The sequence below is a fragment of the Streptacidiphilus sp. P02-A3a genome (genome assembly GCF_014084105.1).
Lineage (GTDB): Bacteria > Actinomycetota > Actinomycetes > Streptomycetales > Streptomycetaceae > Streptacidiphilus.
Window position 1 is genome coordinate 2,270,095 of record NZ_CP048289.1, and the last position, 24,809, is coordinate 2,294,903.

A 24,809-nucleotide genomic window follows, 5' to 3' on the forward strand; every position below is an offset into this window, starting at 1 on the left:
TATGGCTCTCGGCATCCCCAGCACCAGGACCGACCGCGCGGTCTCGATCCGGGATCTCCTGGCGTCGGGCACCCGTTCCTACTCCTTCGAGTTCATGCCGCCGCGCAGCGCGGAGGCCGAGGTCGGGCTGTGGACCGCGATCCGCAGGCTGGAGTCGCTGTCGCCGACCTTCGTCTCGGTGACCTACGGCGCGGGCGGGTCCACCCGCGGCCGTACCGTCAACATCACCGGCCGGATCACCCAGGAGACCACGCTCACCCCGGTCGCCCACCTGACCGCCGTCGACCACAGCGTCGCCGAGCTGCGGAACATCCTCGGCCACTACGCGGACCAGGGCGTGCGCAACGTGCTGGCGCTGCGCGGCGACCCGCCGGGGGACCCGCTGGGGGAGTGGGTGAAGCACCCGCAGGGGGTCGGCTACGCCTCCGAGCTGGTCCGGCTGATCAAGGAGTCGGGCGACTTCTGCGTCGGGGTGGCGGCCTTCCCGGAGATGCACCCGCGCTCGCCCGACTGGGACAGCGACATCCGGTACTTCGTGGAGAAGTGCCGGGCCGGGGCGGACTACGCGATCACCCAGATGTTCTTCGACGTCGACGACTACCTGCGGTTCCGCGACCGGGTGGCGGCGGCCGGCTGCGAGACGCCGATCATCCCGGAGATCATGCCGATCACCACGGTCCGCTCGCTGCGGCGGATCCCCACGCTCAGCACCGCGGTCCTGCCGTCGCAGCTGGTCGACCGGATGCTCGCGGCCGAGGACGACCCGAAGGCGGTGCGGGCGATCGGCATCGAGCACGCCACCGCGATGTGCCGTCGGCTGATCGACGAGGACGCCCCGGGCCTGCACTTCATGACCATGAACTTCTCCCTGGCCACCTCGGAGATCTACCAGAACCTCGGGCTGCACAGCCGGGAGTGAACGGCTCCCTCGGTAGGGTGTACGTCACGCGCCCCGCTGAGCCCCTGAGGTAGGTACCGCCATGAACATCGGACTCGCGCTGCTCTACGCGGCGTTCGCGGTGGTGGCGCTGTGGCTGCTGGGCGAGCTGCTGCTCCAGCACCGGGCCCCGGCGCACTGGCGGGGGCTGGCGCTGCTGGGCTTCCTCGCCCTGGTGGCCGGGGTGCACCAGGGCTCGGCGGTGATCGTCGGCGGCGGGGTGCTGGCCTTCGGCGCGGGGCAGGGCCTGGTCACCCGCTCGGTCAAGCGCGGCGAAGGACCGCACTGGTCGCTGCGCGGCCGGGACGGCGCGCTGCCGGGGCCGCTGGGCCGGGTACCGCTGCTGGACCGGGTCTTCCCGGCGGCCGAGCGGCCGGAGCCGGACGGCTCGGCCCCGGCGGAGCGGGTCGGCGCGATCGGGTCGGTCGAGGACGCCCCGGAGCCGGTCCTGGCCGGACCGGGCGCGGAGCCGGAGCTGGAACTCGTCGAGTCGCAGCCCCACGAGGGGCAGCAGCCGTACGCCGCGCAGGCCCACGACGGGCGGCCGCAGGGGGCGGAGCAGGCCGGGGGCCCCTACGGCCGGCCCTATCCGGCCGAGTACCCGCAGGCGTACGCCCAGCAGTACGCGGAGCCGTACCCGCAGCCGTTTCCGCAGCCGGAGGGGTATCCGGCGGAGGCCTACCCGCAGCCCTACGCGCCGGAGTACGCGCCGGAGTACGCCCAGGAGTACGCGGCGGAGTACGCCCGGCAGTACGCCGAGCAGCAGGGCCAACCGCCGTTCCCGGGGCAGCCCGACGGCTACTACGCCGACCCGGCCGCCGTCCCCGGGTACGGCTACGACCCGGCGGCCCAGGCCCAGCAGGGGTACTACCAGCAGCAGCCGCCGTCCCCGGAGCAGTACGACGCGGTCGGCTACGACCCGCTGGGGACCTACCAGTACGACTACCAGGTCCCGCGGCAGCAGGTCCCGCCGCAGCCGTACCCGGCCGAGCCGGAGCCCTGGAACTACGGCTGACGGCGGCCCGGCCCCGCCGCTACGGGGTCCCGACGAGCTCCGCGGTCACCGTGGCCGACATGCCGACCCGGGCCAGCCCGCCGCCGGGGTGGGCGCCGCCGCCGACCAGGTACAGGCCGGGGAGCGCGGTGCGGTTGGCGGTCCGCAGGAAGGCGCCGTCCGCCCCGGCCAGCGCCGGGCCCGGGACGCCGCCGCCGGGGGCGCCGGTCTCCCGCTCGGTGTCGGCCGGGGTGCGGACCTCCCGCCACAGCAGCCGCGCGCGCAGCTCCGGCGCGGCGTGGGCGAGCACCGCGTCGGCGTGGGCGTCGGCCCGCCCGGGCACGGTCCAGTCGTACCTGGCCTGGCCGGGGACGGTGACGGTGAGCAGCGCCGCCTCGTGCCCGGCGGGGGCGAGCGTCGGGTCGTCCGGGCGCAGCAGCTGCACGGTCGGCCGGGCGGACAGCCGGGCGTCCGGCCCGAACAGCGCGTCCAGTTCGTCCTCGCGCTCGGCGGCGTGCACCACCGTCCGGTGCGGGACGCCGTCGGGGCGGTCGCCGCGCAGCGCCAGCAGCACGGTGAGCCGGCCGGGGGTGTCGTCCGGCGCGGCGGGCGCGGCCGCCCCGGCCGTGAAGCCGCGCGGATCGGCCCCGGCGATCACCACCTCGGCGTCCAGCCGGGTGCCGTCGGCCAGCAGCACGCCCTCGACCCGCTCCCGGCCGAGCACCCGCTCCACCCGGGCGTCGAAGCGCAGCTCCACCCGCCGCTGCTCGCAGCGCCGCCGCACGGCGTCGGCGAGGGCGCGGATGCCGCCGGTGACGTACCAGACGCCGAAGCTCTGCTCCATGTACGGCAGCGCGGTCAGCGAGGCGGGGGCCCGGCGCGGGTCGATGCCCGAGCGCAGCGCGTACTCGTCCAGCAGCGCGGTCAGCCGGGGGTCGCGCAGCTCGCGCGCGGCCACCTCGGCCAGGGTGGACACCGGCCGTCCCAGCAGCCGCCGGCGCTTCGCCGGGAGGTACGGGTCGCGGTGCAGCGGGGTCGGGTCGTCCGGCAGCGGCTCCTCCAGCAGCGGGCGCCGGGTGGCCTCCCACACGCCCCGGCCGCGCTCCAGCAGCTCGCCCCAACGGGTGCCCGCGCCCGCGCCGAGCGCGTCGTCCAGCGCCTGGACCACCTTCGCCCGGGACGCGTTGGCCAGCTCGAACCGCGTTCCGTCGGGCAGCAGGTGCAGGCTGCCCGGGTCGACCGGGCGCAGCTCCACCTCGTCCTCCAGCCGGGTGCGGCCGGTCTTCAGCATCAGGTCGCGGTAGACGGCGGGGAGGGTGAGCAGGGTGGGCCCGGTGTCGAAGCGGAAGCCGTCCCGCTGGTACTGCCCGACCATGCCGCCATGGGTGGGCCCGGCCTCGCACACGGTGACCCGGTGGCCGATGGTGGCCAGCCGCGCCGCCGTCGCGAGCCCGCCCATTCCTGCGCCGATGACGACGATCTGTGCCATGGGAAGCGATCCTATGTGGCGGCGGGGGCCGGTCCGACCGGGAGGGCCGGGTGCGTCCGCAGGCCGTCCATGACCAGCTCCACCAGGCGCACCGGGTTGACCGGCTTGCCGCTGTCGCAGGCCCAGGTGATGCCGCTGACCAGGGTCAGCACCTCGATCACGGTCACGTCGGTGCGGATCTGGCCGCTCCGCTGGGCCCGGGTGAGCAGTTCCTCGGCGGTGGTGTGCAGCACCCGTCCGGGGCTCTGGTCCTTGGCGCCTGAGGGCAGCAGGGTGGCGGCGGCGAGGCCGCGGAAGACGGCGACGTGGGAGATCAGCCGCTGTAGCCAGACCGCCAGCGCCTCGGCCGGGTCGGCGGAGTCGAGCAGCGGCTCGGCCTCGGCCAGGACCGACTGCATCCACTGCTCCATCACGGCTTCCAGCAGGTCCTGCCGGGTGGGGAAGTGCCGGTAGAGGGTTCCCGGGCCGACCTCGGCGCGCTTGGCGATGTCGTCCAGCGAGGCGTTGGCGCCGGACTCGCTGAAGGCCTCGGTGGCCACCGCCAGCAGCCGCTCGTAGTTGCGGCGGGCGTCGGCGCGCATGGGGCGCGGGGGGCGCGCGGCCTTCGGGGCTGTGCGGCGCGCGTCGGCTTCGTTCATGCCTCATCCCAGGGTTGATAACCGGAGACTATCTCCGTATCGTAGTCGGTGGAACCGGAGATTGTCTCCGCTTACGTTCCCCTCCTTCGTCATGACCTCGTACGGGAGAGCCATGTCCGAGAACATCATCACCCCGAGTGGTATCCGATCCGAAGACGGCGAACCGGGTGAATTGGGTCGCGAGTTCGAATCAGCCCAGTCTGGGCCACCACGCGGCGCACCAGCCCCACCACCGTCCCGGATACCGGACCAGCGGCGGCACCGGCCCGGGCTCGCCCTGGCGGTGATCCTGGCCTGTCAGCTGATGGTGGTGGTCGACGCCACCGTGGTCTCCATCGCCCTGCCCGGCATCCAGCGGACCCTGCACTTCTCCACCGCGAACCTGTCCTGGGTGCAGAACATCTACCTGCTGGCCTTCGGCGGCCTGCTGCTGCTCGGCGGCCGGATGGGCGACATCCTCGGCCGCCGCAGGCTGCTCACCGCCGGGATCGCGCTGTTCACCCTCGCCTCGCTGCTCGGCGGCCTGGCCGCCACCCCCTGGGAACTGCTCACCGCCCGGGCGGTACAGGGCGTGGGCGCGGCCGTGGCCGCCCCGAGCACCCTGTCCCTGATCGTCAGCACCTACCAGGAGGCCGGTGCCCGGGCCCGCGCCATCGGGCTGTTCTCCAGCATGTCGGCCGGCGGCGCGGCCGTCGGGATGATCCTCGGCGGGGTGCTCACCTCGTACTTCTCCTGGCGCTCGGTGATGTTCATCAACGTCCCGTTCGGACTGGCCGTGGTGCTGCTCGCGCCCCGGCTGATCCGCGAGCCGGAGCGGCACCGCAACCGGCTGGACATCGCCGGGGCGGTCCTCGCCACCCTGGGCACCGGCACCCTGGTCTACGCCTTCATCCGGGCCGCCACCTCCGGCTGGGGCGCCCCGGTCACCATCGGCTGCTTCGTCGCGGCGGCGCTGCTGGTCGCGCTGTTCCTGCTGGTCGAGACCCGCAGCCCGCAGCCGCTGCTGCCGCTGCACCTGGTCAGCCAGCGGGTCAGGGGCGGTGGCTACCTGGCCATGCTGCTCACCGCCGCCTCCATGTTCGGGATGTTCTTCTTCGTCACCCAGTACCTGCAACTCGTCCTCGGCTACAGCCCGCTGCGGACCGGCTTCGCCTTCCTGCCGCTGGCGGTGCTGATCTTCGCCGGGGCCCGGATCGCGCCCCGGCTGGTGCCCCGCTTCGGCACCAGGTACTTCCTCATCGGCGGACCGCTGTGCATCCTCGCCGGACTGCTGCTGCTCACCCGGATCGGCGCGGCCACGCCCTACGCCCCCGGCGTGCTGGCGCCGATGGTGCTGTTCGGGATCGGCGCCGGGTTCACCATGGTCCCGCTCAGCCTGACCATCCTGGCGGGCGTGCGCCCGGCCGAGTCCGGCGCGGCCTCCGGGACGCTGCAGACCATGCAGCAGGTCGGCGGCGCGCTGGGCACCGCGATCCTGCTCACCGTGTTCAGCTCGGCCACCCGCCACCCCGCGCCCGGCGAGACCGCGCACGCGCTGTTCGCGCACGGCGTGTCCAGTGCGATGGGGGTCGGCTCGGTGCTGATCGCGACCGCGCTGACGCTGATCCTCACCCTGATCCGGCCGCCGCGCGGAGCGGCCGTCCGCCGCTGACCCGCGCCTGAGTACGCGTACCCGGGGCTACCCACGCGAACGGATGAGTAGTCGTACGGATACCCCGCCGACCCCGTGGCGGGCACAGTGGTGGTCACCGGGAAGGACACGGGGCCGCGAGGCCCGCAGCGTTCACCATCCGGGTGGGGTAGGCGGTCGACGGCAGCGGACGCTGCGGGGTTCCGGAAGGAGCACCGGACGTCCGACGGGGGCAGGTCCGACCGCGGGTCCGCACGGCCGGCCCGGCACTGCACCGCCGACACGGGGCGGCGGAGCAGTTGCCCGGCCGGGCACGACCAACAGGGGGACCCGGGGACCGGGGGGAAACCGGGTACGGGGGGAGGGGCGGCGGTCGGGCCCGGCGGGGGACACCCCCGCCGGTGCCCGACCGCCGCCCACGTTCTCCGGCGGTGGCACCCGCCACCGGAACCGCCGCGTCCACCTCGCCGATACCGCTCCGCGGTCGCGACCCGCGTGATGGCATGGGGCCATGAGCGAACGAGTGCGAGCGGGCTACCGCGGAACCGGCCCGGGGGCGATCACCCCCGACGGCTGCTCCGTCGAACTCTACGAACGGATTCCGGTCGGCGACGAGCCGGAGGTCATCGCGGCGGCGGTCCCGGCCGGCGCCACCATCCTGGAACTCGGCTGCGGCGTCGGCCGGGTCACCCATCCGCTGGCCGCGCGCGGGTTCACGGTCACGGCGGTGGACGAGTCGGCCGAGATGCTGGAACGGGTGCGCGGCGTGCGCACCGTGCGCGGCTCGATCGAGACGCTGGAGCTGGACGAGCGCTTCGACGTGGTGCTGCTCGGGTCCTTCCTGGTCCACGCCGGGGACCTGGAGGTCCGCCGGGGGCTGCTGCGGACCTGCCGCCGCTACGTCGCCGACGGCGGCTGCGTGCTGATCCAGCGGCAGACCGAGGACCCGAACCGGTACGACAGCCTGCCGGTGCAGGCCGTCGTGGACGGCGGCGTCCACCGGCTGGTCTCGGCGCCCGAGGTCTCCCCGGGCGTGCGCGAGATCCGGGTCGAGTACGTCTACCCGGACGCCGAGTGGAGCCAGACCTTCCTCTCCCGGCAGCTGACCGCCGAGGCCTTCGAGGCCGCCCTGGCCGAGGCGGACCTCGCCGTGGACGTCTACCTCACGCCCGACCACACCTGGGTACGCGCCGTCCCGCTCTAGATGTAGGCCGCTGACCTGGTGGTTCGTCCTCCCGGACGGGATTGTCAGTGGCGGGGTGCAGCATGTCGGTGAGGGGCCGGAGGGCTCCGTCGACCGCTGGCTGACGTCACCGTACGGGAGGGCTGAACGACCATGGGCGAGAAGGCGAACTCCACGGCGCAGGTGCTGCTGCTGCCGTTGCAGACCACCACGGGCACGGGAAGCACAGGAGGGGCGGCCGGTACCGCCGCGGGCCCCGGTTCCGCCGCGGGCGGGGCGGCCGTGCCGTACCGGCGGCCGTCCGACATCCACCCGGTACTGCGGCGGGCGGGCGCCCCGCCGGCCGCGCTCGACCTGCTCGCGCAGGCCCACCGCGGGCTGCGCGAGGCCCGCGAGCTCGAAGGCCCGCTGGAGCGCTACGCCACCGCCCACCTGGCGGCGCTGCGCGCCTCCGCCGCGGTACTGGCGGTGCGCGGCCGTCCGGAGCAGAACCCGCGCAGGCGCAAGCGTATCCGCAGCGCCTGGGAGGTCCTGCCCGAGGTCGCGCCGGAGCTCGCCGAGTGGGCGGTCTACTACGCGGCCGGGGCGGCGAAACGGGCCGCCGCCGAGGCCGGGATCGCCTCGGCGGCGACCGCCCGCGAGGCCGACGACCTGATCCGCAACACCGCGCTCTTCCTCCGCCTGGTCCAGCGCCTGCTGGCGCTCGATCCGGGGGGCCGCCCGGCCCCCGCCGAGCCCGATCCGGGGACGGCCGCGGACACCCCGGCGAACCGCATGCCCCGTACCGGCTGAACGGCCACCCGCACGCCGTACAGTGGGGGCCGACCGCGCAGCCACAGCCGAGGAGCAGACCCCGTGTACCCGACGCGTCCCCGCAGCTCCCTCAGGACCGCCGTCGTCTGGGAGGTGCTGCGCGAGGCCCTGACCCGGCGCGCCGACGAGCTCGGCCGTCCCGTGCTCGACGTCCTGGACACCGGTGGCGGCACCGGTAACTTCGCCGTGCCGGTGGCCCGGCTCGGCCACCGGGTCACCGTGGTCGACCCCAGCCCGGACGCCCTGTTCGCGCTGGAGCGCCGGGCCGCCGAGGCCGGGGTCACCGACCTGGTCCAGGCGCTCCAGGGCGACACCCAGACCCTGCCCGACCTGGTCGAGCCCGGCAGCGTGGACGCGGTGCTCTGCCACGGCGTACTGGAGGTGGTGGACGACCCGGCCGAGGCCCTGGGCCAGCTGACCGCCGCCCTGCGCAAGGGCGGGCTGGTCAGCCTGCTCGCGGCCAACCGCAACGGGGTGGTGCTCGCCCGGGCCATCGCCGGGCACTTCGGCGAGGCCCGGAACGCCCTGACCGACCCGGCCGGGCGCTGGGGCGACAGCGACCCGATGCCGCGCCGCTTCACCGTGGAGGAGCTCCGCGGCCTCGCCGACGCGGCCGGGCTGCGCACCGCCTCGGTGCACGGGGTGCGGATCTTCGCGGACCTGGTCCCCGGCGTCCTGGTGGACACCGAGCCGGGCGCGCTGGAGGCGCTGCTCGCGCTGGAGCAGGCCGCCGCCGAACAGCCCGCCTTCCACGCCGTCGCGACCCAGATCCACCTGCTCGCCGAACTGCTCTGACCACGGCTTTCGGGGGGCCGGGCACAAGATCGTCCACAGGGCCGTCCACCCTGCGGTCGGTCACCGGGCGCCCCCCCGAAACCCCCGGTCAGAACGTATGATTCGGGTGAAGCAGGTAAGGCATGACGGCCCAGTGGCCGGGGCATACGGAACACAGCGGGATCCGCAGGATCAAGCAGTCCGCTACTCGTGAGTATGTGCCTGGTCATGGCGGCGGCGGTGTGCAGTGGGGTGGGTACCCCGGAGGTGACTCCGCGCCTATCCTGATGAGACTGTCCGTCCTGACGGGGACGGCGGTGGTCGCTGCGGCGACCAGAGGAGGAGGACGACGTGCCGCTCTCGGAGCACGAGCAGCGTCTGCTCGAGCAGATGGAGCGAGCGCTGTACGCCGAGGACCCCAAGTTCGCGACAGCGCTCGAAGGTACCGGCCTGCGGGCCCGTACCCGCCGGACGGTCTACGGTGCCGCTGCCGGCTTCGTCGTCGGTGTCGCCCTGCTCGCGGGCGGAGCGGTCACCAAGCACGACTGGTTGAGCGTGGTCGGGTTGGTCGTGATGGTCGGCTGCGCCGCCCTGGCCGCCGTGAGCTGGCGGCGTGCCCCCCGACTCGGCGTGGCCGACCCCCGTACCGGCGCCCCGCAGCGCCGCCGCCGGACCAACCGGGCCACCGTGGTCGACCGGATGGAGCAGCGCTGGCAGCGCCGCCAGGACGGCCAGTAGCCCCGCCCGCCGAAGCGAACCGCGACCGGCCCCGCACCCAGCGCTGACCCGCCGGGGCGGGGCCGCCGCGCGGCCCCGCCCGCTCAGTCGGTGTCGTTCCGGTTCCCGCGGCCGGGCAGCGGCAGCCGCCGCAGACCGGCGGCGGTACCCCGGCCCACCGCCCGCAGCGGGTCGCCCACCGCGCGCCGCACGGCCGTGCGCACCGCTCCCAGCAGCCGCTGGCCGAACCCCCGCACCGCCGCCCGCACCCGCCGGTTCACCCGGACCCCGGACGGCGGCAGCAGCACCGCCCGGATCCGGGTCCGCCGGTCGGCGGAGGCCGCCAGGCCGGACCGCACCGTGCGCACGTCCTGCTGGAGCGAGAGCGGCGCGGACGCCGTCGGCGCGTACAGCACCTGCTCGGTGGCCAGCGCCACCCGCCCCAGCGCCGCCCGCTGCTCCTCGCCGAAGTCGCCCAGCTCCGCCAGCCGGGCGGCGGTGCGCCGGGGCGTCTCCCCGGTGTCCGGCGGGATGCCCAGGTCCCAGGCCGAGTCGATCATCTCCCGCCAGGCGGCGAGCACCTGCTCCTCGCTGAGTTCGAACGGCGCCGCCTGCGCGGGCGGGTGCGGCCGCAGCCGCGCCCGGCGGGTGTTCAGCCGCCACAGCATCGGGACCAGCAGCAGGACCAGCAGCAGCGCCGCCAGCGCGATCAGCGCCAGCGCCAGCGGACTGGTCCCGCCGGCGGCCTGGGTGCCGCCCTGCGCGGTGTCGGTCCGGCCGCTGCCGCAGTTGCCGGCCCGGCCCTCGGCCCGGGGGCAGCCCGGGTTGGTCGTGGGCTTCCCGGTGGCCGTGGCCGCCGGGGCGGTGGCGGTGCCGGTCGGCAGCGGGGCGGTGGTGCCGGTGCTGCTCTCCACCGAGTAGCCCGGGGCGACGCCGATGGTCGGCGTGGGCTCGAAGCGCAGCCAGCCGATCCCGGCGAAGTACAGCTCCGGCCAGGCGTGGGCGTCCTTGGTGCCGACGACCCAGGTGCCGTCGGGCTGCTCGACGCCCGGGGTGAAGCCGATCACCACCCGCGCCGGGATCCCCAGGACCCGGGCCATCGCGGCCATGGTGGCCGCGAAGTGCACGCAGAAACCCTGCTTGTTCTTCAGGAACTCGGCCATGGCGTTGGAGCCGGTGTCGCCGGAGACCGAGGTGTTGTAGCTGAAGCCGCCGGTGTTGGTGAACCAGTTCTGCAGCGCCACCGCCTTGGCGTAGGCGCTGCCCGCGCCCGCGGTGACGGACGCCGCGTCGGTGCGGACCAGCTGCGGCAGGTCGGCCGGGAGCGCGGTGTAGGTCTTCAGCATCGCGGCCGACGGCGCCGGGGCGTCCGTCAGCTGCTGGTTGGTCGGGTCCAGCACCAGGCTGCTCACCGTGTACTTCAGCCCGGCGGCGGTGGTGGCGCCGGTGCCGCCGATCAGGGTGCGCCCCTCGGGCTCGTACTTCCAGTCGCCGGACACCTGGACCGAGATGGCCGGGTAGGGCATCGGCAGCCACTGCTGGGTGTAGCTGGACGAGGTGGTGACGGTGGTGCTCATGCTGCCCTGCGGGATCCCCGGGCCCAGCCCGTCGGGGGCGGGCAGCGCCTTGGGCAGGTCCTCCACCGTCGACTTGCCGGTGGTCCAGGCGACGCCGTTGAACTGGTCCAGGTCCACGATCCGCAGGTACTGGTCGACCCGCGAGGTGGAGGTGGTGGTGTAGGTCAGCACGGTCTGGTTGGTGCCCTGGTTCAGGGTCTGCGCGATCGAGGCGAGCGGGTCGACCGGGGTGGCGATGCTGTTGCCGCCCAGCCCCGAACCGCTGCCGTCGAGCTTGCCCAGCAGCCCGTTGCCCAGCGAGGGCAGGGCCACCGGCAGCAGCAGGCCGATCACCACGCCGATGCTCGCGATCCGGTAGCCGGTGGCGTTCAGCGGGTGGCCGCCCGGGGTGCCGACCACGGTCCCCGGACTGCCGTGGAACACCCGCCCCCAGCGGGACAGCCGGTCCCGGCCCTCCGCCAGCAGCAGCGACAGGTAGCCGCAGGCCGCCAGCGGGAACCACAGCCAGCCCGGCCCGGAGCTGTGCAGCCCGGTACCGACGCAGTACAGCGCCAGCAGCGGCAGGCCGGTCAGCGCCACCCGCTGGAAGGTCACCGCCAGGGTGTCCACCAGCAGCCCGATCAGCGTCACCGAGCCGACCAGGATCAGGCTCAGCCCCGGATGCGCGGGCGCCGGGGTGGCGTACTGGCCCATGTCGTGGATGCCGCTGTTGACCAGGTCCGCGAGCTGGGTGAAGACCGCCGGCCCGGGCAGTACGCCCAGGAACGCCTTGCTCTGGGCGAAGCCCAGGGTGAGCAGCAGCAGCAGGACCAGCAGCTGGAACAGCGGTACCAGCAGCTGGGGCACGCCCAGCCGCCGCAGCGCGAGACCGGCGCCGGTGACCGCCGCGACCAGCAGCGCGGCCTGGACCAGCCAGTCCGCCGGGGTGACCAGTGGCCACAGGCAGATCGCGGTGAGCAGGGTCGCGCTCGCCGCGTGCAGTGCGATTCGGGTGCGGCCGTTCACGCCTGGTCCCTCCCCATCCAGTACGACCCGGGCCCGGTGTAGGAGCCCTGGTTCGTGGCCGAAGCCCGGTCGGCCTGCCGCCACAGGTCCGGCAGCGAGTCGCCGGAGCGGGCGTGCAGCACGGTCCAGCCGCCCTCGCGGAGCAGCCGGGTCTGCCGTTCGGAGCGTTGTTCGCCGGTCTCCCCCGAGGTGGTGCGGAGCGTGCCCGCGCCGCGCAGCAGGGTCCAGCTGTCGCCGTCCAGCAGGATCGCCAGCGCGGACGAGGTGCGTCGCCGCAGCCGGGCCAGCCCGGCCAGCTGCTCGTCCTCCAGGTCCCCGAGCAGCGCCACCACCAGGCCCTCGCCGCCGAGCCGCAGTACCTCCTCGGCCGGGTCGAGGCCGTTGCCGGTGGAGTAGCGGACCATGGCCAGGGCGTCCAGCAGCACCCCGGCGGCCTCGGCCGAGGCCCCGCCGAAGCCGCCGCTGCCGGCGGCGGTGCCGCTGACCGCGTCGCCGGTGTCGGTGAGCAGCCGGACCGTGTAGCCGCGTTCCAGCAGGTGCAGCGAGACCGAGGCGGCGGCGCTGACCGCCCACTCGAAGGAGGAGGCGGGGCCGCTGCCCTGGTGCCCGGCGGCCCGGGTGTCCAGCAGCACGGTGGCGCGGCTGCGCAGCGGCGCCTCCTCCCGGCGGACCATCAGCTCGCCGTACTTCGCGGTGGAGCGCCAGTGCACCCGGCGCAGGTCGTCGCCGTGCCGGTACTCGCGCGGCACCGCGTCGTCCTCCCCGGCGAGCGCCACCGCGCGGGAGTGGCTCTCGCCGTAGCCGGTCCACTCGCCGCTGAGCCGGACCGGCGGCAGCGCCTGGACCTGCGGGACGACGGTCAGGGTGTCGGCGGCGGTGAACGCGCGGGTGAGCTCGCACAGCCCGAAGGGGTCGCCCAGGCGCAGTTGCAGCGGCCCCAGCGGATAGCGTCCGCGCAGGTCGGAGCGGACCCGGTAGGAGACCTCGCGGTGGCCGTGCGGCTCCACCCGGTCCAGGACGAAGCGCGGACGCGGGCCCAGCACGTACGGGACCTTGTCCTCCAGCATCAGCAGGCCGGTGGGCACCCGGGAGATGTTGTCGACCCGCAGGTGCACCCGGGCCTCCTGGCCCGCCGGGGCGCGGCTGGGGCTGAGCCGCCGCCCGCTGGCGACCCGGTAGCGGGTCCGGGTCAGCATCGCGGCGGCGGCCAGCGGCAGCACCGCCAGCAGCAGGCCGACGCTGAGCAGCGCCGACTGGCCGAGCAGGACCGCGCACAGCACCGCGGTCAGACCGGCGGCGAGGAAGGACCGGCCGCGGGTGGTGAGTCCGCTCAGGGCGGAGCGCCAGGCGGGGGTGGCCGCCACCTCAGCGGCCCAGGCGGGGGATCGGCAGCTGTAGCACCAGGTCGCGGACGACCTGCTCGGTGCTGCGTCGGCCCAGCTGGGTCTCGGCGGTGGGCAGCAGCCGGTGGGCCAGCACCGGTACCGCGAGGGCCTGCAGGTCGTCCGGGATCACGTACTGGCGGCCGTCCAGCGCGGCGGCGGCGCGGGCCGCCCGGAGCAGGTGCAGGGTGGCCCGGGGGGAGGCGCCCAGCCGCAGTTCCGGGCTGGTGCGGGTGGCGGCGACGATGGCGACCGCGTAGCGGCGCAGCTCGTCCGCGACGTGGATGCCGCGCACCACCTCGATCAGCTTGGAGACGTCGTCGGCGTGCGCCACCGGCCGCAGGTCGTCCAGCGGGGAGAGCCCGCCGTGGACGTCCAGCATCTGCAACTCGGCCTCGGGGCTCGGGTAGCCGATGGAGATCCGGACCATGAACCGGTCGCGCTGGGCCTCGGGCAGCGGGTAGGTGCCCTCCATCTCCACCGGGTTCTGGGTGGCGATCACCATGAACGGCGTCGGCAGCGGGTAGCTGGTGCCGTCGACGGTGACCTGGCCCTCCTCCATCGACTCCAGCAGCGCGGACTGGGTCTTCGGCGAGGCCCGGTTGATCTCGTCGCCGACGACGATCTGGGCGAAGATCGCGCCCGGCTTGAACTCGAAGTCGCGCCGGTTCTGGTCGAAGACGCTGGTGCCGGTGATGTCCGACGGCAGCAGGTCGGGGGTGAACTGGATCCGGCGCACGGTGCAGTCGACGGAGCGGGCCAGCGCCTTGGCGAGCATGGTCTTGCCCACGCCGGGGACGTCCTCGATGAGCAGGTGGCCCTCGGCGAGCAGGACCGTGAGCGCCAGTCTGACCACGGCGGGCTTGCCCTCGATGACGCTCTCCACCGAGGAGCGGATCCGCTCCACCACGGCTCCGAGCTCCGCCAGCCCCGCTGCGCGGGGCTGGTCGAGACTGGCCTGCTCGTTGAAGGTTGTCACCCGGATGCTCCTCGGCCCTGTTGCGGGGCCGTCACCTCTTTCCCCGGTTCAGGCCCTCCCGTGTGCGCATTGTTCCTTGAACCGGGGCTTCCCGTCACTCGACCGGGCGATTCGTATGCGCGCGGAGCTCCGAGCGGTGCCCGATTGGGCAGCTTGTAGGGCTGTATGTCCGCAGTGGCAGCGGGTCGGTCAGGCCGCCGGTGCGACCTCGCGCAGCAGGCCGGTGCGCACGTCGAAGACGAAGCCCCGGATGTCGTCGCGGTGCGGCAGGAACGGCGAGGTGCGCACCCGGGCCATGGACTGGCGGACGTCCTGGTCCAGGTCGGTGAACGATTCCAGCGCCCAGGACGGGCGGATGCCGACCTCCTGCTCCAGCTCGTTCCGGAAGTCCTCGGTGAGGCTGAGCAGCCCGCAGCCGGTGTGGTGGATCAGGGCTATCGAACGGGTGCCGAGGCCGCGCTGGCTGACCGTCAGCGAGCGGATGGTGTCGTCGGTGACGACGCCCCCGGCGTTGCGGATGACGTGGCAGTCGCCGAGCGCGAGGCCGAGCGCGGCGTGGACGTCGAGCCTGGCGTCCATGCAGGTCACCACGGCGACGTGCTGGACCGGACGGGCGTCCATGCCGCCGTCGCGGAACTGGGCGGCGTAGCCGCGGTTGCGGGTGACGAAGCTGTCGATGATGGACGCGGGCTCGTCGGCGCGGGAACCGTTGGTCTGGGCGGGGGACAGATCAGGAGTCGCGGTCATACCGCTGACGGTAGTGGGAACGGCGGTCCCCGGTGGGGCGGCCGGGAGGTGTGCCCGGGCGCTGTGACGCACGGCATATCCCGCGCCGAGCGCCCCGGGCGGGCGGCCGCGGGCCCGCGCCGGGTACTCCGTTCGCGTGGTCTTCTCGGCCCAGGGGTGGTACCGGCGGCGCGCCGGACACCGGTACGCGCCCCTCGCGGCCCAGCGATACCGCTCTGACCTGCGGTTTCGCCAAAACGGAGCAAGGGCGTGCGCCGTCGCATCCGGTTGACCCGGGGGAGCCGTGGAGTAAAGTGACGCCACGTCGAGCGAGTGCCGTCCCGTGGTCACGCGGGGTGACCGCGTCCCGCGTCCCGCGACCGGGTGCGGCCCGCTGGGCGCGGCAGGTACGCACTGTCCCGGCCTCCACCCGCTCCTTGCCCGCTGACGCCCCTTCCCCGGCGCCAGAGGGCTCCTTCCCCAAGGCGAGCGGGCGGGGACCAGGCGGTGCGTGCCCCGAACCGGCCCGCCCGGGGCGGCGTCCGGGCTGCTGTACAGTGCCGTAGCCGCCGGGCGGGAGAGTTCCGCGCCCGCGGGGAACCCTCCGGCCCGCAGGCCGGAGCGGAAGTCAAGGAAGGCAATTCCATGAGCACCGGCCCCCAGGCCCCCCAGGCCAAGCATGTGCCGGTGATGCTCCAGCGCTGCCTGGACGTCCTGGCCCCGGCCCTGACCGACCGCCCCGGCGCGGTCGTGGTGGACGCCACACTCGGCCTCGGCGGCCACAGCGAGGCGCTGCTGCGCGCCTTCCCCGAGGCCAGGCTGGTCGCGGTGGACCGGGACCCGCAGGCGCTGCGGCTGGCCGGTGAGCGGCTGGCCCCGTTCGGGGAGCGGGCGACCCTGGTGCACGCGGTCTACGACGAGATCCCCCGGGTGCTCGGCGAGCTCGGCATCGAGAAGATCCACGGGGCGCTGTTCGACCTCGGGGTCTCCTCGATGCAGCTGGACGAGGCCGAGCGCGGCTTCGCCTACGCCCAGGACGCCCCGCTGGACATGCGGATGGACCAGACCACCGGGATCAGCGCGGCCGAGGTGCTGAACACCTACTCGCACGGCGACCTGGCCCGGATCCTCAAGGTCTACGGCGAGGAGCGGTTCGCGGGGAAGATCGCCTCGGTGATCCTGCGGGAGCGGGAGCGGGAACCGTTCAGCAACAGCGCGCGTCTGGTGGAACTGGTGCGCAATGCCATTCCCGCCGCCACCCGCCGTACCGGTGGCAACCCGGCCAAGCGCACCTTCCAGGCGCTGCGGATCGAGGTCAACGGTGAACTGTCGGTGCTGGAGCGGGCGATCCCCGGCGCGATGGACGCGCTGGCGCTGGGCGGCCGGATCGCCGTGCTGTCCTACCAGTCCCTGGAGGACCGGCTGGTGAAGCAGTTCTTCGCGGCCGGAGCGGCGGTCACCGCGCCGCCCGGACTACCGGTCGTACCGGAGGAGCACCAGCCCCGGTTCAAGCTGCTGACCCGGGGCGCGGAGCTGCCGACCGAGCAAGAGATCGCCGACAACCGTCGCGCCACCCCGGCTCGGCTGCGTGCGGCGGAGAGAATCAGGCTGTCGGGCAAGTAGTCCGGGCGGCAGGAGGGGACGGCGTGGCTGTGGGAAGAGTCGGCGGTGAGGCCGCCCCGGCGCGGCAGCGCCCTCCGGCGGCGGACAAGCCGGGCCGCCGCCCCGGGCGCGGCCGGACCGGCGGCAGGTCGGGCGCCGGTCCGCGCGGCCGCTCCGGCGCCAGGTCCAGCGGGCGCGGCCCGTTCGCCGCGCTGGTGGCGCTGCTGCTGTCGGCCGGACTGGTGGCGCTGCTGCTGCTGAACACCGCGCTGAACCAGGGGACCTTCGAGCTGACCCAGCTCCAGCAGCGGACCACCCGGCTGACGGACGAGCAGCAGGGCCTGCAACAGCAGATCGCCGGCTGGTCCGCGCCGGACCAGCTGGCGGCCCGGGCCCGGAAGCTGGGCATGGTCCCCGGCGGGGTCCCGGCCTTCCTCAAGGACGACGGGACCGTGCTCGGCAGCCCGCGGCCACTGCCCCCGGGCGGCAACGGATGACCGAGCCGCGCCGCCCCCAGCCGCCCCGCCGCCCCCCGGCGCCGCGCCCGTCGGCCGGAAAGGCCACCGGCCGGGCCCCGGCCCGGCCCGCCGCCAAGCCCGCCCGCCCCGCCGCCAAGGCCGCCGCCGCCAAGGCCGCCGCCCGGCCCGCCGCCGCCAAGCCCGCCGCCGCCCGCCCCGCCGGGCCGCGCCGCCCGGCCCCGCCCGCCCCGGCGGCGCTGAAGCTGGCCGCGCCCCGGCGGCGGCTGCGGCTGGCCACCATCGCCCTCGGCCTCACCTTCGCGCTCTTCGTCGGCCGCCTGGTCCAGTTGCAGTTGGTGGACGCCCCGGCGCTGGCCGCCGAGGCCAACGTGAACCTCTACCAGACGGTGACGCTTCCGGCCCAGCGCGGCACCATCACCGACGACGCCGGGGTGGTCCTGGCCACCACCGTCAACGCCTACGACATCACCGCCGACCCGTACATGTTCACCCCCGGCCAGGCGCACATCCCGGACGCCCCGGCCCGGGCCGCCGACCTGCTCGCGCCGATGCTGGGCACGGACGTGGCCACGCTGACCAAGGACCTGACCTACACCGGCCCCGGCGACCGCTACACGCTGCTGGCCAAGCAGCAGTCGCCGCAGACCTGGAACCAGGTCACCGCGCTGGAGGACAAGCTGGTCGCCCAGGCCTGGAGCGGCGGCTGCCTGGCCGAGAACAACCTGGCACTGAAGGCGGGCGACAGCGGCCGGATCGACGAGGGCTGCGCCAACGTGCTGAACGGCGTGTTCCACCAGCAGGACACCAAGCGGGTCTACCCCGACGCCGGCCTGGCCGCCAACGTCATCGGCTTCGTCAACGCCGACGGGCAGGGCGCGGGCGGCCTGGAGGAGCAGTACAACACGCTGCTGTCCGGGAAGAACGGGAAGACCACCTACGCCCAGTCCGGCGGGCAGCAGGTGCCCGCCTCCGGCGACCGGGAGACCGCGCCGGTGCCGGGATCGGACATCCGGCTGACCATCGACCGGGACATCCAGTGGGAGGCGCAGCAGGCGATCACCGCCGAGGTCAGGGCGGCCGGGGCGGAGAAGGGCTACGTGATCGTCCAGGACGTCGGCAACGGCAAGGTCCTGGCGATGGCCACCGCCCCCGGCTTCGACCCGAACAACCTGGCCCGGGCCGATCCCACGGACCTCGGCAACGCCGCGCTGCAGGACGCCTACGAGCCGGGCAGCGTCAGCAAGCTGATGACCATGGCGGCGGTGCTCCAGCAGAACGTGGCCACCCCGCTGACCCGGGTGACCGTCCCCGGCACGCTGCCCCGGGCGGGCACGGTCTTCCACGACGACGTGGCGCACGGCACCGAGCACCTGACCCTGGCCGGGGTGCTCGCGCAGTCCTCCAACATCGGCACGATACTGGCCGCCGAGCAGCTGGGCCCGACCGAGCAGCAGGCCGACCGGGTGCTCTACGGCTACCTGACCAAGTTCGGTATCGGCCAACCGTCCGGGCTCGGGTTCCCCGGGGAGACCCAGGGCATCCTGGCGCCGCCGGGCCAGTGGTCCGGATCGCAGCAGTACACCATCCCGTTCGGGCAGGGGCTGGCGGTGAACGCGCTGCAGACCACCTCGGTCTACTCGACCATCGCCAACGGCGGGGTCCGGGTGGCGCCGAGCCTGGTCGCCGGGGTGACCGGGCCGGACGGGCGGTTCGTGCCCGCGGCCGCCCCCGCGCAGACCCGGGTGGTCAGCGCGCAGACCGCGCGGACCCTGGCCGGAATGCTTCAGTCGGTGGTGGCCAGCCAGGAGGGCACCGGCATCATGGCGCAGATCCCCGGCTACCTGGTCGCGGGCAAGACCGGCACTGCCAACCGGGTCGATCCGGCCACCGGCCGGTACAGCGGGTACACCTCGTCGTTCATCGGCTTCGCCCCGGCCGACCGGCCCCGGATCACCGTCTCCTGCGTGGTGCAGGACCCGGTCAACGGGCACTTCGGCGGCGAACTGTGCGGGCCGGTGTTCAAACAGGTCATGGAGTTCGCCCTGAAGAGCCTCCAGGTGCCGCCGACCGGCGGCGCCCCGGCGAACCTGCCGGTCAACTGGTGAGTCGAGGAGATCAACTATGAGTTCCGTCACATCGTCCGGCGACGGGACGTCAGCTGCCGCCCCCGGGGACCCCTCGCTTGGCCCCGGGCAGGTCGGTACGGGTAACCTCACGGCCGTGCCCTCACGTGATCAGGAGCCCCACGACAGCACGGCGGTGGCGGCGCGCCACGCCAGTGCCCCGCCCCGCCCCGCAGAACCCCGCCCGGTCCCGCTCGCGGAGGTGGCGGCGCTGCTCGGGCTCCCGGCGGTGCCCGAGCGGTCCTCCTCACCGGCCGTGACCGGGATCACCCACGACTCGCGCGCGGTCCGCCCCGGCGACCTGTACGCGGCGCTCCCGGGCGCCCACGCGCACGGCGCCGACTTCGCCGCCCAGGCCGCCGGACTCGGCGCGGTCGCGCTGCTGACCGACGCCGAGGGCGCCCGCCGCGCGGCCGGGTGCGGGCTGCCGCTGCTGGTCGTCGACCGGCCGCGGACCCGGATGGGCGCGCTCGCCGCCGTCCTCTACGGCAGTCCCGCCGAGTCGCTGCTGACCATCGGGGTCACCGGCACCAACGGCAAGACCACCACGGCCTACCTGGTCGAGGGCGGCCTGCGGGCCGCCGGCCGGGTCACCGGCCTGGTCGGCACGGTGGAGATGCGGGTCGGCGAGGAGCGGATCAAGAGCGAGCGGACCACCCCGGAGGCCACCGACCTGCACGCGGTGCTCGCGGTGATGCGCGAACGCGGCGCGGACGCCCTGGTGATGGAGGTCTCCAGCCACGCGCTGGTGTTCGGCCGGGTCGACGGCGTGGTCTACGACGTCGCCATGTTCAACAACCTGACGCCGGAGCACCTGGACTTCCACCCCGACATGGAGGAGTACTACCGGGCCAAGGCCGCGCTGTTCGAGCCCACCCGGGCCCGCCGCGGCGTGGTCAACCTGGACGACCCCTACGGCCGCCGACTGGCCGCCGAGGCGCCGATCCCGGTGGTGACCTACTCGGCGCAGGGCGACCCGGCCGCCGACTGGCGCGCCGAGGACGTCCAACTGGGCCCGGCCGGTTCGGTGTTCCGGGCGGTCGGCCCCGACGGCGCCCGGGCCGAGGCCTCGGTCGCGCTGCCCGGCCCCTTCAACGTGGCCAACGCCCTCGGCGCGATCACCGCCCTGGTCCAGGCCGGACTGCCGCTGGAGGACGCCGCCGCCGGGGTCGCCGCGGTGGTCGGCGTGCCCGGCCGGATGGAGCGGGTGGACGTCGGACAGGCGTTCGTCGCCGTGGTCGACTACGCGCACAAGCCGGACGCCCTGGAGGCCGCGCTGCGCTCACTGCGCGAGGTCACCAAGGGCCAGGTCCACGTGGTCGTCGGCTGCGGCGGCGACCGCGACCCCTTCAAACGCGGCCCGATGGGCGCCATCGCCGCCCGCTACGCCGACACCGCCGTGCTGACCAGCGACAACCCCCGCAGCGAGGACCCGCTCGCGATCCTCGCCGCGATGTTCGGCGGCGTGGTCGAGGTGCCCGAGACGGAACGCGGATCGGTCGTGGTCGAGCCCGACCGGGCCCGGGCCGTGGCCACCGCCGTGGCACTGGCCCACCCCGGCGACTGCGTCCTGGTCGCGGGCAAGGGCCACGAGCTCGGACAGTACGTGCGCGACGAGATCCGACCCTTCGACGACCGCGCGGTGCTGCGCGAGGCGATCATCCGGTCGGGCCCGACCACTGACGCCGAGCGCCACCGGCCCGGCGACGCCAAGGAGTAGAGCCAACGTGATCCCCCTGACCCTCGCCGAGGTGGCCCAGGCCACCGGAGGGACCCTGTCCGACACCCCCGATCCGAGCCTGCCGGTCGCCGGGCCGGTCGTGCACGACTCCCGGCAGGTGGTCCCCGGCGCGCTGTTCGCCGCCGTCGTCGGCGAGCGCGTGGACGGCCACGACTACGCGGCCGGGGCGGTGGCCCGGGGCGCGGTCGCGGTCCTGGCCTCGCGCCCGGTCGGCGTCCCGGCCGTGATCGTCGACGACGTGGTGGGAGCGCTCGGACGGCTCGCCCACGAGGTCACCGCCCGCGCCGTCGACACCACCGTGATCGGCCTCACCGGCTCCGCCGGGAAGACCAGCACCAAGGACCTGATCGCCCAGCTGCTCGGCCGGATCGGCAGCACCGTGTACACGGAGGGCTCCTTCAACAACGAGATCGGACTGCCGCTGACCGCCCTGCGGGTGGCCGCCGACACCCGTTTCCTGGTGCTGGAGATGGGCGCCAGGGGCAAGGGCCACATCGCCGAGCTGACCCGGATCACCCCGCCCCGGATCGGTCTTGTGCTCAACGTCGGCGCCGCCCACCTGGGCGAGTTCGGCAGCCGCGAGGGCACCGCCGAGGCCAAGGGCGAACTCGTCGAGGCACTTTCCGCCGAGGGTGTGGCGGTGCTGAACGCGGACGACCCGCTGGTGTCCGCGATGGCCTCGCGGACCAAGGCCCGGGTGGTCTACTTCGGCGAGTCCGAACGGGCCGACGTACGCGCCACCGACATCCGGCTGGACCCCGCCGGTCGCCCCGCCTTCACCCTGCTGACGCCCGCCGGTTCCGCACCGGTGGCGCTCCGGCTCTACGGTGAGCACCAGGTGTCCAACGCCCTCGCGGCGGCGGCGGTGGCGATCGAGTGCGGCCTGGACGTCGCCGGGGCGGCCGCCGCGCTGAGCGAGGCCGGGAACCTGTCCCGGTGGCGGATGGAACTGACGGAACGTCCGGACGGCGTCACTGTGATCAACGACGCCTACAATGCGAATCCCGACTCGATGCGGGCCGCCCTGCGCGCGCTCGCCGCGATCGGCGGCAGGGGGCCCGAGGCCCGCCGTACCTGGGCGGTGCTGGGGGAGATGCGGGAACTCGGCGAGGACTCCCTCGACGAGCACGACGCGGTGGGCCGGCTGGCGGTGCGGCTGAACATCTCCACTCTGGTGGCGGTGGGCGGCAGGGAAGCGGCCTGCATGGAGCTGGGCGCGAGGAACGAAGGTTCGTGGGGTGAGGAGTCGGTGCTGGTGTCCGATGCGGATGCGGCGATCGGATTGTTGCGTGAGCAGGTCGGCCCGGGGGACGTGGTGCTGGTGAAGGCATCGCGTTCGGTCGGGCTCGAACGAGTCGCCGAGGCCTTGCTGGCCGACGCCGCCGGCACGGTGGACGGAGCGTCCTCGTGAGTCAAGTCCTAGCCGGCACCGCCCTCGTCGGGCGCGGCCCGGCGCTGGTCGAACTGGCCTCCACCAGCAGTTCGCCGATGCGTCAGATCCTGTTCGCGGCGGCCTTCGCGCTGGTCCTGTCCCTGGTCGGCACCCCGGTGCTGATCCGGATCCTGGCCAAGCACGGCTACGGCCAGATGATCCGCGACGACGGGCCGAAGGCCCACCACAGCAAGCGCGGCACCCCCACCATGGGCGGTATCGCCTTCATCCTGGCCACCCTGATCGCGTACGGGATGACCAAGGCCATCGTCGGGTCGATGCCCTCGGCCTCGGCGCTGCTGGTGCTCTTCCTGTTCACCGGGATGGGCCTGGTCGGCTTCCTGGACGACTACATCAAGATCGTCAAGCAGCGCTCGCTCGGGCTGCGGGCCAAGGCCAAGATGGCCGGACAGCTGATCGTCGGCATCGTCTTCGCGGTCGGCTCGCTGAACTTCGCCGACTCCTCCGGCACCACCCCGGCCTCGACCAACCTGTCCTTCGTCCGGGACTTCTCCTGGTCGCTCGGCCCGGTGCTGTTCGTGCTCTGGGCGCTGTTCATGATCCTGGCGATGTCCAACGGCGTGAACCTGACGGACGGTCTGGACGGCCTGGCGACCGGCGCGTCGGTGATGGTCTTCGGCGCCTACACCTTCATCGGCATCTGGGAGTACGGCCAGACCTGCGGCTCGGCCAACACCGCCGGGCCCAACTGCTACCAGGTCAGCAGCCCGCTGGACCTGGCCGTGGTCGCGGCCGCGCTGATGGGCGCCTGCTTCGGGTTCCTGTGGTGGAACACCTCGCCCGCGAAGATCTTCATGGGCGACACCGGCTCGCTGGCCCTCGGCGGCGCCCTGGCGGGGCTCGCCATCTGCTCGCACACCGAGATGCTGCTGGCGATCCTCGGCGGCCTGTTCGTGCTGATCACGCTCTCCGTGGTGATCCAGGTGACCTCCTTCCGGACGACCGGCAGGCGGGTCTTCAAGATGGCGCCGCTACAGCACCACTTCGAACTCAAGGGCTGGTCCGAAGTCCTGATCGTGGTCCGCTTCTGGATCATCCAGGGCCTGTGCGTGGCGGTCGGCCTCGGCCTCTTCTACGCCGGATGGGTGGCCTCATGACGGTCCGGCAGCAGTCGGCGCCCGCCTCGGCCGACGACTGGCAGGGCCTGCCGGTCGTCGTCGCCGGGCTCGGCATCTCCGGCGTCCCCGCCGCCAAGGTGCTGCGCGGACTCGGCGCCGAGGTCACCGTGGTCGACGGCGGCGACGGGCCACGGCAGCGGGCCCAGGCCGCCGAACTGCGCGAACTCGGCGTCGCGGTACGGCTCGGCGACGGCGCCGGCCTGCCCGAGGGCACCCGGGCGGTGGTCACCACCCCCGGCTGGCCGCCGCACAGCCCGCTGTTCCTGGCCGCCGAGGCGGCCGGGGTGCCGGTCCTCGGCGACGTCGAACTCGCCTGGCAGCTGCGCCGCCCGCTGGCCGCCACCGGCGAACCCGCCCCCTGGCTGGGCGTCACCGGCACCAACGGCAAGACCACCACCGTGCAGATGCTCGCCTCGATCCTGACCGCCGCCGGGAAGCACACCGCCGCCGTCGGCAACGTCGGCGTCTCGGTGCTGGACGCGGTGCTCGCCGAACCGCCCTACGACGTCCTCGCGGTGGAGCTCTCCAGCTACCAGCTGCACTGGGCGCCGTCGCTGCGCCCGCACTCGGCGGTGGTGCTCAACCTGGCGGCCGACCACCTCGACTGGCACGGCTCGATGCAGGCCTACGCCGCCGACAAGGGCCGGATCTACCAGGGCAACCGGATCGCCTGCGTCTACAACACCGCCGACCCGGCCACCGAGGACCTGGTCCGCGCCGCCGACGTGGAGGAGGGCTGCCGCGCCGTCGGCTTCACCCTCGGCGCCCCGAGCATCTCCCAACTCGGCGTCGTCGACGGCCTGCTGGTCGACCGCGCGTTCGTCGCCGAACGGGCCACCGCCGCCGCCGAGCTGGCCTCGGTGGACGACGTCCGCCCGGCCGCGCCGCACAACATCGCCGACGCGCTCGCCGCCGCCGCGCTCGCCCGGGCGTACGGCGTGGAGCCGCGCGCCGTCCGCGACGGCCTGCGCGCCTTCCGCCCGGACGCGCACCGGATCGCCCACGTCGCCGAGATCGACGGGGTCACCTGGATCGACGACTCCAAGGCGACCAACCCGCACGCCGCCGCCGCCTCCCTGGCCGCCTACCAGCCGGTGGTCTGGATCGCGGGCGGCCTGGCCAAGGGCGCCGACATGGACGCCCTGGTCGCCGGGGCCGCCCCGCGGCTGCGCGGCAGCGTGCTGATGGGCGCCGACCGGGCACTGATCCGGGCGGCACTGGCGCGACACGCCCCCGAGGTCCCGGTCATCGAGCTGCCCGACGGACAGACTGGTGCCCCGGCGATGGACGCGGCCGTCCGCGCCGCGGCCGGACTCGCCCGGCCCGGCGACACCGTGCTGCTCGCCCCGGCCTGCGCCTCGATGGACATGTTCACCAACTACGGTGAACGCGGCGACCTGTTCGCCGCCGCCGCCCGAGCGCTGGCCGGGTAGGCCGGGAGGGACCGCA

20 protein-coding genes are annotated in these 24,809 nt (G+C 74.3%); 14 read left to right on the plus strand and 6 right to left on the minus strand.

Features of this window, described 5'->3' with window-relative positions:
• The first annotated feature begins 1 nt into the window (after position 1).
• Together metF and GXP74_RS10210 are read left to right on the plus strand one after the other, a co-directional pair.
• Complete coding sequence (metF, locus tag GXP74_RS10205; RefSeq protein ID WP_182451173.1) at positions 2-919, plus strand: methylenetetrahydrofolate reductase [NAD(P)H]; 918 nt, start codon at positions 2-4, stop codon at positions 917-919.
• Between the two features lie 61 nt (positions 920-980).
• A complete protein-coding gene (locus GXP74_RS10210) occupies positions 981-1,952 on the plus strand; it encodes a hypothetical protein (protein WP_182451174.1) in 972 nt (323 codons plus the stop codon).
• A gap of 19 nt (positions 1,953-1,971) precedes the next feature.
• On the opposite strand, the gene GXP74_RS10215 is transcribed toward GXP74_RS10210, so the two are convergent.
• Positions 1,972-3,420: an NAD(P)/FAD-dependent oxidoreductase gene (locus GXP74_RS10215; RefSeq protein ID WP_182451175.1), complete on the minus strand. Its 1,449-nt coding sequence runs from the start codon at positions 3,418-3,420 to the stop codon at positions 1,972-1,974.
• An 11-nt stretch (positions 3,421-3,431) separates the two neighbouring features.
• Positions 3,432-4,058 carry a TetR/AcrR family transcriptional regulator gene (locus GXP74_RS10220; RefSeq protein ID WP_182451176.1) on the minus strand — a complete coding sequence of 209 codons (627 nt, stop codon included), beginning with the start codon at positions 4,056-4,058 and terminating at the stop codon, positions 3,432-3,434.
• Between the two features lie 283 nt (positions 4,059-4,341).
• Here GXP74_RS10220 and GXP74_RS10225 point away from each other — a divergent pair, with 283 nt between their 5' ends.
• From GXP74_RS10225 to GXP74_RS10245, 5 genes are all read left to right on the plus strand, one after another.
• Positions 4,342-5,709: an MFS transporter gene (locus GXP74_RS10225; RefSeq protein WP_225447838.1), complete on the plus strand. Its 1,368-nt coding sequence runs from the start codon at positions 4,342-4,344 to the stop codon at positions 5,707-5,709.
• Positions 5,710-6,199: 490 nt separating this feature from the next.
• Complete coding sequence (locus GXP74_RS10230) at positions 6,200-6,892, plus strand: bifunctional 2-polyprenyl-6-hydroxyphenol methylase/3-demethylubiquinol 3-O-methyltransferase UbiG (protein WP_182451178.1); 693 nt, start codon at positions 6,200-6,202, stop codon at positions 6,890-6,892.
• Positions 6,893-7,153: 261 nt separating this feature from the next.
• Entirely contained in the window at positions 7,154-7,663 is a 510-nt protein-coding gene (locus GXP74_RS10235; protein ID WP_370468543.1) for an SAV_6107 family HEPN domain-containing protein, read from the plus strand.
• Between the two features lie 63 nt (positions 7,664-7,726).
• A complete protein-coding gene (locus GXP74_RS10240; protein WP_182451180.1) occupies positions 7,727-8,479 on the plus strand; it encodes a methyltransferase domain-containing protein in 753 nt (250 codons plus the stop codon).
• Positions 8,480-8,809: 330 nt separating this feature from the next.
• Positions 8,810-9,196 carry a DUF3040 domain-containing protein gene (locus tag GXP74_RS10245; RefSeq protein ID WP_182451181.1) on the plus strand — a complete coding sequence of 129 codons (387 nt, stop codon included), beginning with the start codon at positions 8,810-8,812 and terminating at the stop codon, positions 9,194-9,196.
• An 83-nt stretch (positions 9,197-9,279) separates the two neighbouring features.
• Here the strand turns inward: GXP74_RS10245 and GXP74_RS10250 are convergent, their stop codons facing one another.
• From GXP74_RS10250 to GXP74_RS10265, 4 genes are all read right to left on the minus strand, one after another.
• Complete coding sequence (locus tag GXP74_RS10250) at positions 9,280-11,757, minus strand: DUF3488 and transglutaminase-like domain-containing protein (protein WP_182451182.1); 2,478 nt, start codon at positions 11,755-11,757, stop codon at positions 9,280-9,282.
• The gene (locus GXP74_RS10255; RefSeq protein WP_182451183.1) at positions 11,754-13,121 is read right to left on the minus strand and encodes a DUF58 domain-containing protein; all 1,368 of its coding nucleotides are present in this window, start codon (positions 13,119-13,121) and stop codon (positions 11,754-11,756) included. The genes GXP74_RS10250 and GXP74_RS10255 overlap by 4 nt, the downstream gene beginning before the upstream one ends.
• A gap of 1 nt (position 13,122) precedes the next feature.
• Positions 13,123-14,118: a MoxR family ATPase gene (locus tag GXP74_RS10260; protein ID WP_182451184.1), complete on the minus strand. Its 996-nt coding sequence runs from the start codon at positions 14,116-14,118 to the stop codon at positions 13,123-13,125.
• A 189-nt stretch (positions 14,119-14,307) separates the two neighbouring features.
• Positions 14,308-14,739, minus strand: a complete 432-nt coding sequence (locus GXP74_RS10265) for a carbonic anhydrase (RefSeq protein WP_225448590.1) — start codon at positions 14,737-14,739, stop codon at positions 14,308-14,310.
• A 750-nt stretch (positions 14,740-15,489) separates the two neighbouring features.
• Between GXP74_RS10265 and rsmH the strand changes: the two genes are divergently transcribed.
• The 7 genes from rsmH to murD all read left to right on the plus strand — a co-directional run bounded on the left by rsmH (position 15,490) and on the right by murD (position 24,793).
• Positions 15,490-16,467 carry a 16S rRNA (cytosine(1402)-N(4))-methyltransferase RsmH gene (rsmH, locus tag GXP74_RS10270; RefSeq protein WP_182451186.1) on the plus strand — a complete coding sequence of 326 codons (978 nt, stop codon included), beginning with the start codon at positions 15,490-15,492 and terminating at the stop codon, positions 16,465-16,467.
• 23 nt (positions 16,468-16,490) lie between these two features.
• Positions 16,491-16,943 carry a cell division protein FtsL gene (locus GXP74_RS10275; protein ID WP_182451187.1) on the plus strand — a complete coding sequence of 151 codons (453 nt, stop codon included), beginning with the start codon at positions 16,491-16,493 and terminating at the stop codon, positions 16,941-16,943.
• The gene (locus tag GXP74_RS10280; protein ID WP_182451188.1) at positions 16,940-19,030 is read left to right on the plus strand and encodes a penicillin-binding protein 2; all 2,091 of its coding nucleotides are present in this window, start codon (positions 16,940-16,942) and stop codon (positions 19,028-19,030) included. Before GXP74_RS10275 ends, GXP74_RS10280 begins: the two co-directional genes overlap by 4 nt.
• Positions 19,031-19,046: 16 nt before the next feature.
• Positions 19,047-20,768, plus strand: coding sequence for a UDP-N-acetylmuramoyl-L-alanyl-D-glutamate--2,6-diaminopimelate ligase (locus GXP74_RS10285; protein ID WP_182451189.1), 1,722 nt, complete (start codon positions 19,047-19,049; stop codon positions 20,766-20,768).
• A gap of 7 nt (positions 20,769-20,775) precedes the next feature.
• Entirely contained in the window at positions 20,776-22,200 is a 1,425-nt protein-coding gene (gene murF, locus GXP74_RS10290; RefSeq protein WP_182451190.1) for a UDP-N-acetylmuramoyl-tripeptide--D-alanyl-D-alanine ligase, read from the plus strand.
• A 77-nt stretch (positions 22,201-22,277) separates the two neighbouring features.
• A complete protein-coding gene (gene mraY / locus GXP74_RS10295) occupies positions 22,278-23,339 on the plus strand; it encodes a phospho-N-acetylmuramoyl-pentapeptide-transferase (protein WP_182456343.1) in 1,062 nt (353 codons plus the stop codon).
• Positions 23,336-24,793, plus strand: coding sequence for a UDP-N-acetylmuramoyl-L-alanine--D-glutamate ligase (gene murD, locus GXP74_RS10300; protein WP_182456344.1), 1,458 nt, complete (start codon positions 23,336-23,338; stop codon positions 24,791-24,793). Before mraY ends, murD begins: the two co-directional genes overlap by 4 nt.
• The last annotated feature ends 16 nt before the right edge of the window (positions 24,794-24,809 follow it).